The organism is Bradyrhizobium sp. 956_D2_N1_4 (assembly GCF_052076025.1).
In the GTDB taxonomy this organism is placed as follows: Bacteria; Pseudomonadota; Alphaproteobacteria; order Rhizobiales; family Xanthobacteraceae; genus Bradyrhizobium; species Bradyrhizobium barranii.
The window spans coordinates 8,164,901-8,181,065 of record NZ_CP197237.1; the positions used below are offsets into that span (position 1 = coordinate 8,164,901).

General features: G+C 64.3%; 17 protein-coding genes. 8 read left to right on the plus strand and 9 right to left on the minus strand.

Going from position 1 to position 16,165, the window contains the following annotated elements; genetic code table 11:
• Positions 1 to 145 precede the first annotated feature (145 nt).
• On the plus strand, positions 146 to 1,318 hold the full coding sequence (locus tag AB7535_RS38440) for an ABC transporter substrate-binding protein (protein ID WP_166348067.1): 1,173 nt from the start codon (positions 146 to 148) through the stop codon (positions 1,316 to 1,318).
• 179 nt (positions 1,319 to 1,497) lie between these two features.
• Here the strand turns inward: AB7535_RS38440 and AB7535_RS38445 are convergent, their stop codons facing one another.
• From AB7535_RS38445 to AB7535_RS38485, 9 genes are all read right to left on the minus strand, one after another.
• Entirely contained in the window at positions 1,498 to 3,369 is a 1,872-nt protein-coding gene (locus AB7535_RS38445) for a bifunctional sugar phosphate isomerase/epimerase/4-hydroxyphenylpyruvate dioxygenase family protein (protein ID WP_354113889.1), read from the minus strand.
• Positions 3,366 to 4,103, minus strand: a complete 738-nt coding sequence (locus tag AB7535_RS38450) for an ABC transporter ATP-binding protein (protein ID WP_354113890.1) — start codon at positions 4,101 to 4,103, stop codon at positions 3,366 to 3,368. The genes AB7535_RS38445 and AB7535_RS38450 overlap by 4 nt, the downstream gene beginning before the upstream one ends.
• Positions 4,104 to 4,112: 9 nt before the next feature.
• Positions 4,113 to 4,856 (minus strand): ABC transporter ATP-binding protein, encoded by a 744-nt coding sequence (locus AB7535_RS38455; protein ID WP_063979911.1) that lies wholly within the window; start codon positions 4,854 to 4,856, stop codon positions 4,113 to 4,115.
• A complete protein-coding gene (locus AB7535_RS38460; protein WP_354113891.1) occupies positions 4,853 to 5,851 on the minus strand; it encodes a branched-chain amino acid ABC transporter permease in 999 nt (332 codons plus the stop codon). Before AB7535_RS38460 ends, AB7535_RS38455 begins: the two co-directional genes overlap by 4 nt.
• Positions 5,848 to 6,723, minus strand: coding sequence for a branched-chain amino acid ABC transporter permease (locus tag AB7535_RS38465; RefSeq protein WP_354113892.1), 876 nt, complete (start codon positions 6,721 to 6,723; stop codon positions 5,848 to 5,850). Before AB7535_RS38465 ends, AB7535_RS38460 begins: the two co-directional genes overlap by 4 nt.
• A gap of 230 nt (positions 6,724 to 6,953) precedes the next feature.
• Positions 6,954 to 8,084 carry an ABC transporter substrate-binding protein gene (locus tag AB7535_RS38470; RefSeq protein ID WP_354113893.1) on the minus strand — a complete coding sequence of 377 codons (1,131 nt, stop codon included), beginning with the start codon at positions 8,082 to 8,084 and terminating at the stop codon, positions 6,954 to 6,956.
• Between the two features lie 58 nt (positions 8,085 to 8,142).
• Positions 8,143 to 9,021 carry a shikimate dehydrogenase gene (locus AB7535_RS38475; protein WP_071909114.1) on the minus strand — a complete coding sequence of 293 codons (879 nt, stop codon included), beginning with the start codon at positions 9,019 to 9,021 and terminating at the stop codon, positions 8,143 to 8,145.
• A gap of 144 nt (positions 9,022 to 9,165) precedes the next feature.
• Positions 9,166 to 10,104 (minus strand): LysR family transcriptional regulator, encoded by a 939-nt coding sequence (locus AB7535_RS38480; protein ID WP_071909115.1) that lies wholly within the window; start codon positions 10,102 to 10,104, stop codon positions 9,166 to 9,168.
• A 249-nt stretch (positions 10,105 to 10,353) separates the two neighbouring features.
• Positions 10,354 to 10,530: a hypothetical protein gene (locus AB7535_RS38485; protein WP_014491261.1), complete on the minus strand. Its 177-nt coding sequence runs from the start codon at positions 10,528 to 10,530 to the stop codon at positions 10,354 to 10,356.
• Between the two features lie 165 nt (positions 10,531 to 10,695).
• Between AB7535_RS38485 and AB7535_RS38490 the strand changes: the two genes are divergently transcribed.
• From AB7535_RS38490 to AB7535_RS38520, 7 genes are all read left to right on the plus strand, one after another.
• Positions 10,696 to 11,433, plus strand: a complete 738-nt coding sequence (locus AB7535_RS38490) for a helix-turn-helix transcriptional regulator (protein ID WP_063979905.1) — start codon at positions 10,696 to 10,698, stop codon at positions 11,431 to 11,433.
• 83 nt (positions 11,434 to 11,516) lie between these two features.
• Positions 11,517 to 12,176 (plus strand): acyl-homoserine-lactone synthase, encoded by a 660-nt coding sequence (locus AB7535_RS38495; RefSeq protein ID WP_354113894.1) that lies wholly within the window; start codon positions 11,517 to 11,519, stop codon positions 12,174 to 12,176.
• A 1-nt stretch (position 12,177) separates the two neighbouring features.
• A complete protein-coding gene (locus AB7535_RS38500) occupies positions 12,178 to 12,396 on the plus strand; it encodes a hypothetical protein (RefSeq protein WP_008540920.1) in 219 nt (72 codons plus the stop codon).
• A gap of 297 nt (positions 12,397 to 12,693) precedes the next feature.
• Entirely contained in the window at positions 12,694 to 13,611 is a 918-nt protein-coding gene (locus AB7535_RS38505; protein WP_008143427.1) for a branched-chain amino acid ABC transporter permease, read from the plus strand.
• Positions 13,608 to 14,552 carry a branched-chain amino acid ABC transporter permease gene (locus AB7535_RS38510; protein WP_354113895.1) on the plus strand — a complete coding sequence of 315 codons (945 nt, stop codon included), beginning with the start codon at positions 13,608 to 13,610 and terminating at the stop codon, positions 14,550 to 14,552. Before AB7535_RS38505 ends, AB7535_RS38510 begins: the two co-directional genes overlap by 4 nt.
• Positions 14,545 to 15,312: an ABC transporter ATP-binding protein gene (locus tag AB7535_RS38515; protein WP_063979902.1), complete on the plus strand. Its 768-nt coding sequence runs from the start codon at positions 14,545 to 14,547 to the stop codon at positions 15,310 to 15,312. Before AB7535_RS38510 ends, AB7535_RS38515 begins: the two co-directional genes overlap by 8 nt.
• Positions 15,305 to 16,033 carry an ABC transporter ATP-binding protein gene (locus tag AB7535_RS38520; protein WP_085399244.1) on the plus strand — a complete coding sequence of 243 codons (729 nt, stop codon included), beginning with the start codon at positions 15,305 to 15,307 and terminating at the stop codon, positions 16,031 to 16,033. Before AB7535_RS38515 ends, AB7535_RS38520 begins: the two co-directional genes overlap by 8 nt.
• Positions 16,034 to 16,165: the final 132 nt, after the last annotated feature.

Consider the following 16,165-nt stretch of genomic DNA (forward strand, 5'->3'; position numbering starts at 1 on the left):
TCTTGCCATCCTCGATTGGGGCGAAATATGGTGCAGGGGCGGGCGCTGAGCCATTGGCGGCGCGACAGATTTTGCGTTCAATAGAGACAGACCCGGGGCGGCGATCACCCCGTTTCCGGGATCAATAATAAGGAGGGGAGTGGTTATGAGGACGGCATTCTGGCTGGCGGGCGCAGCGGCGCTGGTGCTGGCAAATCAGGCTTTCGCCGGCGACACCATCAAGATCGGCTTCGTTTCGACCTTCAGCGGCCCGACCGCCGTGATCGGCAACGACATGCGCAATTCCTTCGAGCTCGCGCTCGACCACATCGGCCGCAAGATGGACGGCAAGCCGGTCGAGGTGATCTACGAGGACGACGGGCAGAAGCCCGATGTCGGCAAGCAGAAGACCGAGAAACTGGTGCAGTCCGACAAGGTCGATTTCATCGTCGGCTACATCTGGTCGAACGTGCTGCTGGCCTCGCTCAAGACCGCAGTGGACTCGCAGACCTTCCTGATCTCGGCCAATGCCGGTCCGTCGCAGCTCGCCGGCGAACTGTGCTCGCCTTACGTGTTCTCGACCTCCTGGCAGAACGACCAGACGCCCGCCGCCATGGGCCTCTACATGAACCAGAAGGGCGTCAAGAGCGTGTTCCTGATCGGGCCGAACTACGCGGCCGGCAAGGACATGCTCGCGGGCCTGAAGAGCACGTTCAAGGGTGAGGTCAAGGGCGAGGAATATACGGTCTGGCCGAGTCAGCTCGACTTCTCCGCCGAGCTCTCCAAGGCGCGCGCCTCGGGCGCCGAGTCGATCTTCGTGTTCTATCCCGGTGCGGCCGGCGTGCAGTTCCTCAATCAATATGCGCAAGCCGGACTGAAGAGCACGATGCCGCTCTACACCGCCTTCACCGTGGACGAGCTGTCGCTGCCGCTCCAGAAGGAGAACGCGCTCGGCGTGCCCGGCGCGCAGGAATGGGTCAACGACCTTCCGAACGAGCAGAACAAGCGCTTCGTCGCCGACTACCGGAAGAAGTACCCCAATCTGCGCCCGACCTATTACGGCGCCCAGGCCTATGACGCGGCCCAGCTCATCAACAGCGCGGTGGTCGCGGTGAAGGGCGACACTAGCAAGAAGGACGCGATGAAGGCCGAGATGGAGAAGGCCAACTTCAAGTCGCTGCGCGGCCCGTTCAAATACGGCAAGAACCACATTCCGGTGCAGAGCTTCTATCTCCAGGACGTGGTCAAGGACGGCGAAGGCCAGCTCTCGCTGAAGACGGTCGCGACGATCGTGGAGAACGACCAGGATCGCTTCCACGAAAAGTGCGCGATGAAGTGAGGCTGATTTAGCCACAAGCACGGTGCGCTCCCTTCTCCCCTTGTGGGAGAAGGTGGCGCGAAGCGCCGGATGAGGGGTCGGCTCCGCAAAGCAACTTCTATCGAGTCTGCGGAGAGATACCCCTCACCCGCCTCGCTTCGCGAGGCACCCTCTCCCACAAGGGGAGAGGGGAAACAGACCTACACCCGTGGCATGCTCGCAGGCCTTACCTCGCGGGCCTGCGCCGCGAGCCTGATCCCGGCATTGGCTGCGCCAAATCCCTGATAATCCCGTCGCTCCACGATCTCGAAGAAGAAGCGCTCATCGAAGATGTGGGTGTAGACCTGGAAGAACTCGCCGTCGCCTTCGCGGTCGTAGAGGATGTGGTTGGCGCGCAGCTGCGCCATCAGGTCGGGCGCGAGGTCGTATTTGGCTTCGATGTCGTCGTAGTAGTTATCAGGGATATCCAGGAAATCCGCGCCACGCTTGCGCATCGCGGCGACCGTCGCAAAAATGTCCCGGCAGGAGAACGCGACGTGCTGCACGCCCGAGCCGAAGAACTCCGAGATGAAGCGCGCCGGCAGGGTACGGTTGGCGGATGAGCCGTTGAGCACGAAGCGCAGGCTCTGGTCGGCGTTGATGACGGCCTGACTCTGCACGAGGCCACGCGGGTCGGCGATCTCCATCTGCGGCAGCCGCTTCAGGTCGAGGATGCCGGTGTAGAACAGCAGCCAGGACAGCATCTCGTCATAGGGCATCGACTGCGCGATGTGATCGACGGCGAGCAGGGCGTCGGCGTTCGCGTCACTTGCGACCGGCTCGAAATCGGTATCCCAGTTCTTGCCGGCCTGATCGAGGAAATAGAGCAGGCTGCCGCCGACGCCATGGATCGCGGGAATCTCCAGCTCGCCCGGCCCGACCGGCTGGTAGAAGGTGCGCGTCTTCAGCGCTTCGGCGCGCTGCATGGCAAGACCGGCATTGTCGACGTCGAGCGCGATCGCGCAGACGCCGGGGCCGTGCGTGACGTAGTGCGAATGCGCAAAGCCGTCGGTCTCACAATTGATCACGAGCTCGACCTTGCCCTGCGACCAGCGCTCCACGGCCTTGCTGCGATGCTTGCCCGTCCTGCGGAAGCCCAGCTGCGCGAACAGGCGGGCGAGGTCGACCGCCTTGGTCTCGTTGACGGCAAACTCGATGAAGCCGGTGCCGTGGCTCTTGGCCTTCGGCGCCAGCGGCTCGCTGACAAGCTTCGGCCAATCCGGCGCAAGCTGGTCCTCCAGCAGGATGAGCGAACGCAGGCCGTCGACCGCGGTCTGCGCGGACGAGCCGGCGCGGAACTGGTCGTTGAAGATTTCGAGCGACAGCGGCCCGGCATAGCCGGTCGCTGCGATGGCCTGCATGAATTCACCGACCGGGAGGTCGCCCTGGCCGGGGAAGGAGCGGAAGTGCCGGCTCCACGAGAGGATGTCGAGCTCGAGCTTCGGCGCGTCGGCGAGCTGCACCAGAAAGATCTTGTCGCCGGGGATCGAGGCCATGGCGCGGACCGGGAAGCCGGGCGCGAGCGCGTGAAAACTGTCGAGGATGACGCCGATCGCGGGATGATCGGCGCGCCGCACGATCTCCCAGGCGTCGCGGTAGTCGTTGACATGGCTGCCCCAGGCCAGCGCTTCATAGCCGACGCGCAAGCCGCGCTTGACCGCGCGCTCGCCCAGTTCGCGAAAATCGTCCGCGGCGCGATCGATGCCGCCGAGCGAGGCGGGCGAGACGTTGGAGCAGATCAGCAGCAGGTCGGTGCCGAGCTCCTGCATCAGGTCGAACTTTCGCTCGGCGCGGGCAAAGTTGCGCGTCCGCTGCGGCTCCGGCATGCCCTCGAAATCGCGGAACGGCTGGAATGCGCAAATCTCGAGATTAAGGTCCTTGCACAGCTGCGCTACCTCGCGCGGACTTGCGCCGAACGACAGCAGATCGTTCTCGAAAATCTCGACCGAGTCGAACCCGGCTGATGCGATGGCGCGGAGCTTCTCGTCCAGGCTGCCAGAGAGCGAGACGGTCGCGATCGAACGCTTGTTCATGCTGCGTTGTCCTCCATGGCGCCGCCGAGAAAGAGCTGGCCGATGCGCGGATCGTTCAGAATTCGCTTCGCGCCATCGACCATGCGGGTCTGGCCGAGCTCGAGCACGATTCCGATGTCGGAAATCTCCAGCGCCGAGCGTGCGTTCTGCTCGATCATCAGGATGGTGACGCCGCGGTCGCGCAAGTCTTTCAGGATGTCGAAGGTCTGCTGCACCATCAGCGGCGACAGGCCGATCGAGGGCTCGTCGATCAGCACGAGCTTGGGCTCGAGCAGCAGTGAGCGCGCGATCTCGAGCTGCTTCTGCTCGCCGCCGGAGAGTGTGGAGGCCTGCTGCGCCGACTTGCGGCGCAGCGCGGGAAACAGGTCGAGCGCGGCTTCGATCCGTGTGGGCAGGTCGATGCCCTTGCCGGCGGAGACGCCGCCGAGCTCGATATTGTGGCGCACCGACAGTTCGGGAAAGATGTTGCGGCCCTGTGGCACGTAGCAGATGCCGGCATTGAGCAGCGCGCGCTGGCTCAAATTGGTGACGTCACGGCCGGCAAAGCTGATCTTGCCTTCGCGCAGCTTCAACAGGCCGAAGATCGCCTTGAACACCGTCGACTTGCCGGCACCGTTGGGGCCGATGATGGTGGTGATGGTCGCCTGCGGCACGGCGAAGGTGGTGCCGTTCAGGATCGTCATCTTGCCGTAGCCGCCGACGAGATTGTGAACCGAGAGGATCGGGTCGCTCATGATGGCTTCCTAATGTCCGAGATAGGCTTCGATTACGGCGGGATTTTTCCGCACTTCGTCCGGCCGCCCCATCGCCAGCACCTTGCCCTCCGCCATCACCATCACGCGCGAGCACAGCGACATCACGAATTCCATGTTGTGCTCGATCACGACGAAGGTCGCGTTCTTCTCGCGGTTGATCGCGACCAGGCGGTCCTTCAGGTCCGACAGCATCGACGGGTTGACGCCGCCGGCGGGCTCGTCGAGCAGGACGAGGCGCGGGCCGCCCATGAAGGCCATCGCGGCATCGAGCAGTTTTTGCTGGCCATAGGAGAGCCCGCCGGCCGGCTCGTCGGCGAGATGGTCGAGCTTGAAGAAGCCGATCATCTGGTTGGCGACCTCGGTCAACCCGGCATCGGAGCGGCCGACCAGGCGCGAGGCCATATTGCCCTGGTGCTCCTGCCCTGCGAGGATCAGGTTCTCGCGCACCGAGAGCTTTGGGAAGACCTGCAGGAGCTGGAAGGTGCGGCTGACCCCGAGCTTGTTGAGCTCGGCAGGACGCAGGCCCGTGACCACCTTGCCGTCGAGCTTGACCTCGCCGCCTGATGGTGTGAGCTGGCCGAGGATGCAGTTGAACAGGGTCGACTTGCCGCAGCCGTTCGGGCCGATCAGGCCGAGGATCTCGCCCTCGCGGACGTCGAATGAGACGCCATCGACCGCGCTGATACCGCCGAAATTCTTCTTGATGCCGGTGACTTCCAGGACCGCGCTCATTGCACCGTCTCCAGCCGGGACTTTGCAACGGCCCGCAGCGCGGAGGCCGCCTTGGTGCGGCGCTCGGCGAGGTAGCGGTCGAGAATTCCCAGAATGCCGGTCGGCGACCAGATCAACAGCAGCATCACCGCGACCGCGTAGAGCATCAGATAATACCCTTCCGTGAAGCGCAGCCATTCCGGCAACAGCACCGCGATCATCGCGCCGAGGAAGGGGCCGAAATAGAAGCCGGCACCGCCGACGATCACCATCATCAAGAGGTCGAGCGAGAGCGATAGGTTGAACGGCACGGGATCGATATATTGCGTCAGCGGCGCATAGAGCGCGCCGGCGACGCCGCCGAGCGCCGAGCCGATCGCGAACGCCATCAGCGTATAGCGCCTTGTGTCGACGCCGAGCGACTGCGCGCGCAGCGGATTTTCGCGCAATGCCATGAAGGCGCGGCCCCAGGGCGAGCGGATCAGCCACCACACCGCGAGCGACACGATCGCAAGCGAGCCGAGGCAGACATAATAGAACGGCAGCGGCTTGTTGGTCGCGATGCCGAAGATGTGCGGCCGGGGAATGTTGGAGATGCCGTAGATGCCGCCGGTGAGCCAGCTTTCGTTGCGGAACACCAGGAAGGCGAGGGTGGAGAAGGCGAGGGTGACGAAGGCGAGGTAATGGTGCTGCACGCGCAGCGCGGGATAGCCGAGCACCCAGCCAACCGCGAAGCTCAAGGCAATCGCGACCACGATCGCCGCCGGCAGCGGCCAGCCATGGGTCATCATGATCGCTGCCGCATAGGCGCCGATCCCGACGAAGGCGCCTTGCGCCAGCGAGACCTGGCCGGCATAGCCGAGTGTCAAATTGAGCCCCATCGCGGCGATGCTCATCACCGCCCACTGGCTCAGAATGAACAGGCCGTAGCGGTTGAAGTTCATGGGGACGATGATCAGGCCGGCAATGACGATGAGGCCGAGCGCGATCTTCAACGGTTTGGCGAAGCCGCTCATACGGTGCGCTCCTCGGCGCGGCCGAGCAAGCCCTGCGGCCGGAATAGGATGACGGCGATCAGGAAGATCATCGGCACGGCGGCGCGGTACTGCGTCGAGACATAGGCGGCCGCGAGATTGTCGAGCACGCCGATCAGGAGGCCGCCGGCGATGGCGCCGCGCACCTGGTTGAAGCCGCCGACGATCGCGGCGATGAAGGCGGCCTGGCCGAGCACCTCGCCGGAGGAGAATTTTGCGAGGTAGATCGGCGTGATCAAAAGCGACGCCAGCGCGACCAGGAAGGCGTTGATCAGGAACGTCAGCAGGATCATGCGCTCGACCGGGACGCCGATGATGCGCGCCACCGTCGGGTTCTGCGCCGCCGCCTGCATCTGGTGACCGAGCGACGTGCGGTTGAGAAGGCTCGTCAGGCCGAAGACGGCAAGAATGGCGAGGACGAGGACGCCGATGCTTTGCAGCGAGACGGCATGTCCGAGAATGAAGATATCACCGGTCGGCACGATCGAGGGGAAGGGCGAGGCCTCCGCGCTGAAGAACTGCTTCACGGCCTCCTTGATGCCGATCGCGAGCGCCATCGTCGCGATCGCCAGCGGCAGCACGCCATGGCGCATCATCGGATCGACCAGCAGCATCTTGAAGGCGAGGCCCAGCAGGAGCATCGAGAGCAGGATGCCGAGGATGATCGCAAGCCAGAACGGCGCGCCGGCATGCATCGCCGCCAGCATCAGGAACGCCGGCAGCATCACGAACTCGCCTTGCGCGAAATTGATGGTTTGCGAGGTCTGCCACAGCAGCGTGAAGCCGACCGCAACCAGCGCATAGATCGCGCCGGTGGCTAGTCCCGCGACCAGAAGATCGAACAGATTGGACATTTTCCCCTCTCGTGTCCCTCGCCCAGCTCTGTCGTCTCCCTCGCCCCGTTCTTACGGGGAGAGGGCGGGGTGAGGGGCTCTATCCGCGAGCCCATCTCTCACCGTCCTTGCAGAATTACCCCTCACCCCAACCCTCTCCCCGCGAAGAGCGGGGCGAGGGAGAAGAGAGGCCCCGCATCCGCCTTCGCTGAAGCTTCGGCGGGACGGGCGCGGGGAGAGGCGAAAAAGCCTCACTTCACCTTGGGCAGCACCTGCTTCACCACCTGCTTGCCTTCGACCACCTCGACCAGAAAGCTCTGCCGGTCGATGTCGCCGGTCTCGCTGAAGGTGACGTCCATCAGGATGCCCGGCTCGTCCGCGGCCTTGATGGTCAGGCCGTGCAGCGTGTCGGCGAATGCCTTGCTGTCGACCTTGCCCATCTTCTCGGTGGTGGCCTTCACCATGTAGACGGCGAGATAGCCCTTCAGGCCGTTATGGTCGGGCACGTAATTGTACTTCTTGGAAAACTTGTCGCGGAACGCCTTGATCAGGTCGACCGGCGCGTCCGTGGTGAGGCCGACATGGCCGCGCGCGCCGTTGGCGGCATCGCCGGCGAGCTCGATCACCTTCTGGCCGATCAGCGTGGTCTCGCCCATCAGCGGCGCGGTGACGCCCTGGCGCTTCAGCTCTTTCAGGATGCGCGCGCTCTCTTCTTCATTCAGGTAGACGAACACCGCGTCGGGATTGGCGGCCTTGATCTTGCCGACGTCGGCGGCGAAGTCGGCTTGGCCTGCTTCGGTCGAGAGGTCGGCGACCACCTTGGAGCCAAGACGGTCGAGTTCCTTCACGACGACGTCGCGACCGCCGCGGCCGAAATCGTTGTTGACCCAGACCACCGCGACCGACTTCGCCTTCATGTCGTCGTGGATGTATTTTGCGACCTTCGGCATCGACGATTGCTGGCCGAACGAGGTGCGGAACAGGAACTTGTTGCCGGCTTGCGTCAGCTCGGCGGCTTCGCCGCCCATGATCTGCGCGATGCCGGCTTCGGCCGCGAGCGGCGCCGTCACCTTGACCGAGCCGGAATAGCCGGGCCCCAGCAGCACATAGGGCTCGGCGTCGAGCGCCTTCTGCACCTGGGCGCGGGCAACGCCGGGGTTGGACTGCGAATCGGCATGGGTGACCTCCAACTTGCGGCCGAGCACGCCGCCCTTGGCGTTGATCTCCTCGATCGCGAGGTCGATGCCGTTCTTCCAGTTGGTGCCGACAGTGGCGCCGCCGCCCGAGAGTTCGGCGACGTCGGCGAGCTTGATCGCCTGCGCGTGGACGCTGGTTGCAGTCGCGAAGGCAAGCAAGGCGCCTGCCACTAGGGTCGATTTCATAGTCACTCCTCCCAATTTTCGTTGATGTTGTCCGCGGCCTTGTGTCCGGCCGCTTCGGTTACGCGGCGTGGTAGGCCGCGCTTCGCGCCGCCATCACCTCGTCAAATGCCTCTCCCATGACCTCGGTCGATGGGGCAAGGCCGGTGAACAATTCGAAGGCGTCAGCGGCCTGGTAGATCGCTAGCTCCCGCCCGGTCATGATCCGCGCGCCCTTGGCCTGTGCCGCTGCCAGCAGCGGCGTGATCAGCGGCGAATAGACGGCGTCCGCGACCCACATTTTCTCGTGCAGCAAGGCCGCCGGAACCGGCATGCCCCGGTTCGGCAGCATGCCGACCGGCGTGCCGTTGACGAGGCCGGTTGCGCCATCGAGCGCGTCCTCGACGCTTTTCGCCACCGTGGCACCGCCGTGCCTGGCAAGCAATGAAGCGAGCTTTTCGGCGCGCGCCGTCTCGCTGTCGAAGATGCGGAGGCCGGAGACCTTCAGGCTCGCCAGCGCAAAGGCGATCGCCTTGCCGACGCCGCCCGTGCCGATCACGGCGACTGCATTTCCGGACGGTGCCAGCAGCGGCGCGACCGCGCGTGCAAACCCGGTCGTGTCGGTGTTGTGGCCGATCAGCCGGCCGTCCTTGGCGACGACGGTGTTGACCGCGCCCATGGCGGCCGCGCCCGGCGCCAGCTCGTCGAGCAGCGGGACCACCGCTTCCTTGTAAGGGTAAGTCACGTTGACGCCGGCAAATCCGAGCCGCCGTACGCCCTCGAGCATCATGCGGAGCCCGGCCGCATCGGCGCCGGCGACCTCGATGAGCTGGTAGTGACCGCGCAGGCCAAGCGCCTCGGCGGCCCGCTCGTGCATGGCAGGGGAGGCGGAATGCGCGATCGGCGCCCCGATCAGGCCGGTGAGAAGCTTCTTGCTGGCGGCGTATCCGCGCTTGGACATGATTGGCTATCGTCTCGTTGGGAGCGTTGGGTCCTGGCCATTAGCGGAGAAATCCGCACAATTCCAAGGGGGCTTCCAGTTGCGACGATAGCCTTTCCCGAGCCTAACACAATTACCCATTTATTGGGCAAACCTAACATAATGTTATTTCTTCCGCCCCCGTGCCGGGGCGGCGTTGCCCTCGCTGCGGGACGGCTCCACCGCGCGCATCTCGGCGCGCAGGGACTCGATGAAATACTCGACATGGAGCGACAGCGGCGCGCCGCGCTTCACCGCGATATAGGTCTCGAACCGCGTCGGCTCGGTGATCTTCAACAGCTCGATTCCCGGATAGCCGCCATGGGCCACCGTGAACTGGTCGATGATGGCGATGCCGAGCCCCGCCTTCACCAGCGCACACACCGTGGTGCCGAAGCGCGCGCGGATCGTGATGTTGTAGTCGAGCCGGTGGCGCGCAAAGATCCCGGCCATGATCCGGCCGTAGGGATCGTTGGGATCGATGCCGATCAGCGGATAGCGGGTGATCTCGGCCGCCGAGACCTGCTTGCGGCCGGCAAGCTCGTGACCCGGCGGCACGATGCAATAGAGCTCACCCGAGGCGAGCGGCATGAAGTCGAGCCCGGAATGCTCGAGCCGATAGCTCATCGCCACGCATTCGCCGCGGCCGAGCAGGAGGTAGTCGATGGCCTCCTCGAGCTTGAGGATGTTGATGTCAATGCCGAGATCGGGGTAGCGGCGCCGGACGCGCTCGATCGCGCGCGGCACCATCACCTGGGAGATGCTCGGCACCGAGCCGATGCGCAATTCCGACAAACCGCCGCGGCCGATCTTGGAGATGAGCTCGGAGAGGTCGTCGACCTTCTTGTAGACGCCGTTGATCTGCTCAAAAATGTTCTCGGCTTCCGGCGTCGGGAAATAGCGCCCGTTCTGGCGCTGGAAGAAGCGGATGCCGAGCGTGCGCTCGGTGTATTTGACCAGCCGGCTGATCCCCGGCGCCGACACGTTGAGCAGCTTCGCCGCGCCGCCGATGGTACCCGTCACCATCACGGCACGGATCACTTCAACCTGGCGCAGCGTCATCATGTCGTGGGCATCCCAAAGAGGATCGTGGTGGCGATCATCTCACGAGAGCCGTGATGTCATCCAGCGGCAAGTGTGCGACGGAGCGGGCGGCGCTTCACCCTCCCCCTCCAGGGGAGGGTAAGAGCGCAGCTCGCTCACCGGCAACAATTGCTGATTAACTTCGCAGTCAGAATGTTTCGGCCAAAATCGGCACGTTCGAATGGAAGGGCGCCGCTCGCGCAGAACGTACGCCTCACCTGTAACTGCGTTCTAGCTCGCCGGGCTCTCGGGCGACGCGCTGCCGGGCCGCTCCGCGCGTTCGCGCTGCAGCACTTCGCGCGCGTACTCGATGATCTTCTGCTTGTTTGCCGTTTCGCGGACGGCGAAAAACACGCGGTTGAGTTCCAGGCCGAGCACGCTGTTGAGGGCGATGTCCTCGTCTTCCATCGTGATTTTCCCGCTTCAGACGCCATAGGTGTAACTTGACGTCACTTCCTCCACAAGTAGATTAAATCTCGGGTGCAGACGAGGGCCGGTAAACTACGGAAGCAGCGAATTGAGGCAGCTCCCAAATACGTGCTATACCGACGGCGAGGCTCAGGAAACGCACCGATGTCCGCCGTAGACGCCGTAGATTATGGCCGGGAAGCGCTCGACTTCATCGAAGGCCTGGGGACCTATCGCAAGGTACCGGACGCCATGAATGCGCTTGAGGCGGCGTTCGGTCGCTTCGGCTTCGAGACCATCATCGTGACGGGGTTGCCGAATCCCGATCAGCGGTTCGCGCAGATGGTGCTCGCCAAGCGCTGGCCGGCAGGATGGTTCAATCTCTACACCCAGAATAATTACGACCGCGTCGACCCCGTGGTGCGGCTGTGCCGGCAATCGGTCAATCCGTTCGAGTGGTCGGAAGCGCCCTATGATGCCGAGCTCGAGCCGAGCGCGGCCGAGGTGATGAACCGCGCCGGCGATTTTCGCATGTCGCGCGGCTTCATCGTGCCGATCCACGGGCTCACCGGCTACGAGGCGGCGGTGTCGCTCGGCGGCGTCCATCTCGACCTCAATCCCCGCAGCAAGCCGGCACTGCACCTGATGGCAATGTATGGCTTCGACCATATTCGCCGCCTGCTGGATCCGGCGCCGCATCTGTCGACGCGTCTCACCCCGCGCGAGCGCGAGGTGATCGCCTGGGCCTCGCAGGGCAAGTCGGCCTGGGAGATCGGCGAGATCCTGCACATCACGCAGCGCACCGCAGAAGAGCATCTTGCAACCGCTGCGCGCAAGCTCGGCGCCGTCAACCGTACGCATGCGGTTGCACTGGCGATTCGCAACAAGCTCATCAATCCCTAAGCGACGTACTGGGAAATTTCCCAATATCGAACCTGCCTCTTTTCGCAGAGGCTGCCCCTCATTCCGGCTGAATGGGGGTTTTCATGATTCACGCAATTTCTTCGGTCAATCGCCACCTTTACGAAGACGTACTCGAGCAGCACTTCCGACTACGCCACGACATCTTCGTCGAGGAGCGGCACTGGGAGACGCTGCGCCGGCCTGATTGCCGCGAGGTCGATTCCTACGACGACGAGGACACCGTCTATCTGCTCGCGCTGGAAGGCCGGCGCGTCGTCGGCGGTCACCGGCTCTACCCCACCACCAAACCCTCGATGATGAGCGAGGTCTTCCCGCATCTGGCATCGGTTCGCGGCTGCCCTGCGAATCCGCTGGTCTGGGAATGGTCGCGCTACTTTGTCGTGCGCGATCGCCGCGACGGCACTCTCAACCTGCAACTGATGGCAGCGGTGCAGGAGTTCTGCCTCGATCAGGGAATCGCGCAGGTCAGCGCGATCATGGAGACCTGGTGGCTGCCGCGCTTCCATGAGGCCGGCTTCGTCGTGACGCCGCTTGGTCTGCCCGAGCTGGTGGAGAACGCCTGGACCATGGCGGCGACCATCGACATTCGCCGCGAGACCCTCGATGCCCTGCATGATCGCATCGGCATGGATTCGATCGTACAACAAGACGGCCCGCGTCTGGACGCCGTCGCCCGTGCCAACCTCTGCGGCCTTGCTGCCGCGCAACGAAAGGGCGCCTGAAATGTCGAACATGATGCGGGACAGCCAGATCATGGCGCAGACCAAGGACGAGAATCTCGGCTACATGTCCGACATGGCGCTAGAGCTGGCGCAGATGGCGGAAGACACCGGATTGGCAACGCTCGCCTATCTGTTCCGGATGGCGGCGCTGGAAGCCTCGACGGCCAACAGCGTGCTGGCCGAGCCGGATGATCTCCCCCGGCAGATGACGTCGCACTAGACGCCTTCCCCTACTTCCGTCGACCTTCGCGCCCTCTCCCCGGCATGCCCGGGGGGAGGGCGATCGTTTGGGTGCGGCAGGTTGACCCATCCTGCGCGGCAGCCTTCTTGCAAGGCCAATTTGGATCGCATGCACCGGCATGCAACAAAGTGCATGTCTGGTGTTGAATCGCTCTTGCCTCGGAACGATACTGCCATTACCCATTTTTCCGCCTTGAAGAGGCAGGGGGAGCTCTTTCACTGATGGCGACCGAGTTCGAACATCGGCGCGACACCGCGTGCGCCTGAAAGAGTTTTGATGCTGCTCGTCGTCGAACAGTTCTTGAACGGATTGCAGTTCGGCCTGCTCCTGTTCCTGCTCGCCGCCGGCCTGACGCTGGTGTTCGGGATCATGGATCTCGTCAACCTCGCGCACGGCTCGCTCTACATGATGGGCGCCTATTTCGCCGCGACCTTTGCGGCCTGGACCGGCAGCTTCCTGCTCGGTGCGCTGCTGGCGTTAGGTGCGACTTTGGTGCTCGGCATCGTGCTGGAGATGTCGGCACTGCGGCATCTGTACGGGCGCGACCATCTCGACCACGTGCTCGCGACCTTCGGCCTGATCCTGTTCTTCAATGAAGCCGTGCGGCTGATCTGGGGTCCGGCCGGGCTTGCGCTGCCGCTGCCGGCCTGGCTCACGGTGCCGGTGCCGATCCTGCCCGGCATCCACTATCCCGCCTATCGTCTCGCCATCATCGTGGTGGCGCTGCTGGTCGCGCTGCTGCTCTATCTCGGCGTGATGCGCACCCGCATCGGCATGCTGATCCGCGCCGGCGCCTCCAACCGCGAGATGATCGGCGCGCTCGGCATCAACATCAAGCTGCTCTACACGCTGGTGTTCGGCCTGGGCGCCGCGCTCGCCGGCCTCGCCGGCCTGATGCAGGCGCCGATCCTCACCGTGCAGATCGGCATGGGCGAGAACATCCTGATCCTCGCTTTCGTCATCATCGTGATCGGCGGCATCGGCTCGATCCGCGGCGCGTTCCTCGCCGCGATCTTCGTCGGCATGATCGACACGCTCGGCCGCGCCTTCCTGCCCAACCTGTTGCGGCAGGTGCTGAGCGGCGCTGCCGCCTCCACCGCCGCGCCCGCGCTATCGTCCATGCTGATCTATCTGCTGATGGCGATCGTGCTGGTGGTGCGCCCGGAGGGGCTGTTTCCGGCCAACCGTCGATGAAGGCTTTCACTGTGAGCAAGGCCGTCACGGCCCTGATGCTGGCGGGCCTCGTGCTGCTGCCGCTCTATTCGCAGCTGTCCGGCAACATCTTCATCCTGACGCTGTTTACCCGCATCGTCATCCTGGCGCTGGCGGCCGCGAGCCTCAACCTCATCATGGGTTTTGGCGGCATGATGAGCTTCGGCCACGCCGCCTATCTCGGCATCGGCGGCTACGCGGTCGGCATGCTCGCGCAGGAAGGCGTCGGCTCCGGCTTCATCCAGTTCCCGGTCGCGCTCGCAGCTTCCGCGATCTATGCACTGGTGATCGGCGCGCTCTCGCTGCGCACGCGTGGCGTCTACTTCATCATGATCACGCTGGCCTTCGCGCAGATGGCCTATTACGTCGCCTCGGGCCTCGCGCGTTACGGCGGCGATGACGGTCTCACCGTCTACAAGCGCAGCGACTTCTCCGGCCTGATCAACCTGTCGAACCGCACGCAATTCTATTATCTCTGCCTCGCCTGCCTGTTCGCCGTGGTCGTCCTGATCTGGCGCATCGCCAATTCGCGCTTCGGCCTCGTCTTGCAGGGCCTGCGCTCCAACGAGCAGCGGATGCAGGCGATCGGCTTTCCGGCAAAACGCTACCAGCTCGTCTGCTTCGTCATCTCCGGTATGATGTGCGGCCTTGCCGGCGCACTGCTCGCCAACAACACCGATTTCATCAGCCCGGCCGTGATGTACTGGACCCGCTCCGGCGACCTCATGGTGATGGTGATCCTGGGGGGCATGGGCACGCTGTTCGGCCCGGTGATGGGCGCGGTGGTGTTTTTGCTGCTGGAAGAATTCCTGTCGCAGATCACCGAATACTGGGCGCTGATCATGGGCCCGCTCTTGCTGCTGATCGTGCTGTTCGGCCGCGGCGGTATCATGGGCCTGCTCGGGAGGCTCAATCGTGGCTGAACCGCTGCTCCGCGTCGAAAAACTGGTGCGCCGTTTCGGCGGCATCGTTGCGACGGACAACGTCTCGCTCGACGTAGCTAGCGGCGAGCTGCACGCCATCATCGGCCCGAACGGTGCCGGCAAGACCACGCTGATCAGCCAGCTCACCGGGCACCTCGAACCGCATTCCGGCAGCGTCTCGCTCGGCGGCCGCGACATCACCTATCTGCCGGCCTATCGCCGCTGCGCGCTGGGGCTGGCACGCTCGTTCCAGATCACCTCGCTGCTGCTCGACTTCACCGCCGCCGACAATGTCGCGCTGGCGGCGCAGGCGCATGCAGGCCACTCGTTCCGCTTCTTCGCCAATGCGCGCAAGGAGAAGGGCCTGCGCGATGCCGCCCATGCCGCGCTCGACCGCGTCGGGCTCGGCCATCGCGCCGATGTCCTGGTGTCCAGGCTCAGCCATGGCGAGCGCCGCCAGATCGAGCTCGCGGTCGCGCTCGCGAGCAAGCCGAAGCTGCTGCTGCTGGACGAGCCGATGGCGGGTCTTGGCGTCACCGAATCCCAGCGCATGGTGCAACTGCTTCAGGAGCTGCGGAAGGAAGTCTCGATCGTGCTGGTCGAGCACGATATGCCGGCGGTATTCGCGCTCGCCGACCGCATCTCGGTGCTGGTCTATGGCCGCGTCATCGCCTCCGGTGATCCAGCCGCGATCCGCGCCAATGAGGACGTCAAGCGCGCCTATCTCGGCGACCAGCATGTGGTGACGCACCATGTCTGAAAAGGCGATGGCTGACACGCTGCTCGACGTCGACGGCATCGAGACCTGCTACGGCCTCTCCCAGGTGCTGTTCGGCCTGTCGCTGTCGATCAAGCCGGGCGAGATGGTCTCGCTGATGGGCCGCAACGGCATGGGCAAGACCACGACGATCCGCTCCATCATGGGCCTGACACCGGCACGATCAGGCACGATTCGCTTTGCGGGCGCCGAGGTGCGGCAGCTTCCGTCCTATCGAATTGCAAAACTCGGCGTCGGCCTCGTCCCGGAGGGACGCCAAATCTTTCCGAACCTCACCGTGCGCGAAAATCTCGTCGCGGCCGCCGCCGATCGCTTCGCTAGCCCCAATCCCTGGACGCTGGCCGCGATCTACGTGATGTTCCCCCGCCTTGCCGAGCGCGCCGCCAACATGGGCAACCAGCTCTCCGGCGGCGAGCAGCAGATGCTCGCGATCGGCCGCGCGCTGATGACCAACCCAAAGCTGCTGATCCTGGATGAAGCGACCGAAGGCCTTGCGCCGCTGATCCGCGAAGAAATCTGGAATTGCCTGTCGCTGCTGAAGAGCCGGGGACAGTCGATCCTGGTCGTCGACAAGAACGTCGACCACCTCGCCCGCATCTGCGACCGCCACTACATCATCGAGCGCGGCAAGACGGTGTGGAGCGGCACGTCCGTCGAGCTGATGGCGGAGCCGGATCTCCAGCACAAATATCTGGGCATCTGACGCGCTCCTGGATCTGGTTGCCGTATCGTCCGTGCAGGATTGCCGCGCGCGCAGAACCTCGTCGAGGACGTCAGTTTCGAAGCTCTCCAAACTGCGCGCAGAGGTCTTGAGTGCGCCGCCGCCAGCCGCCAA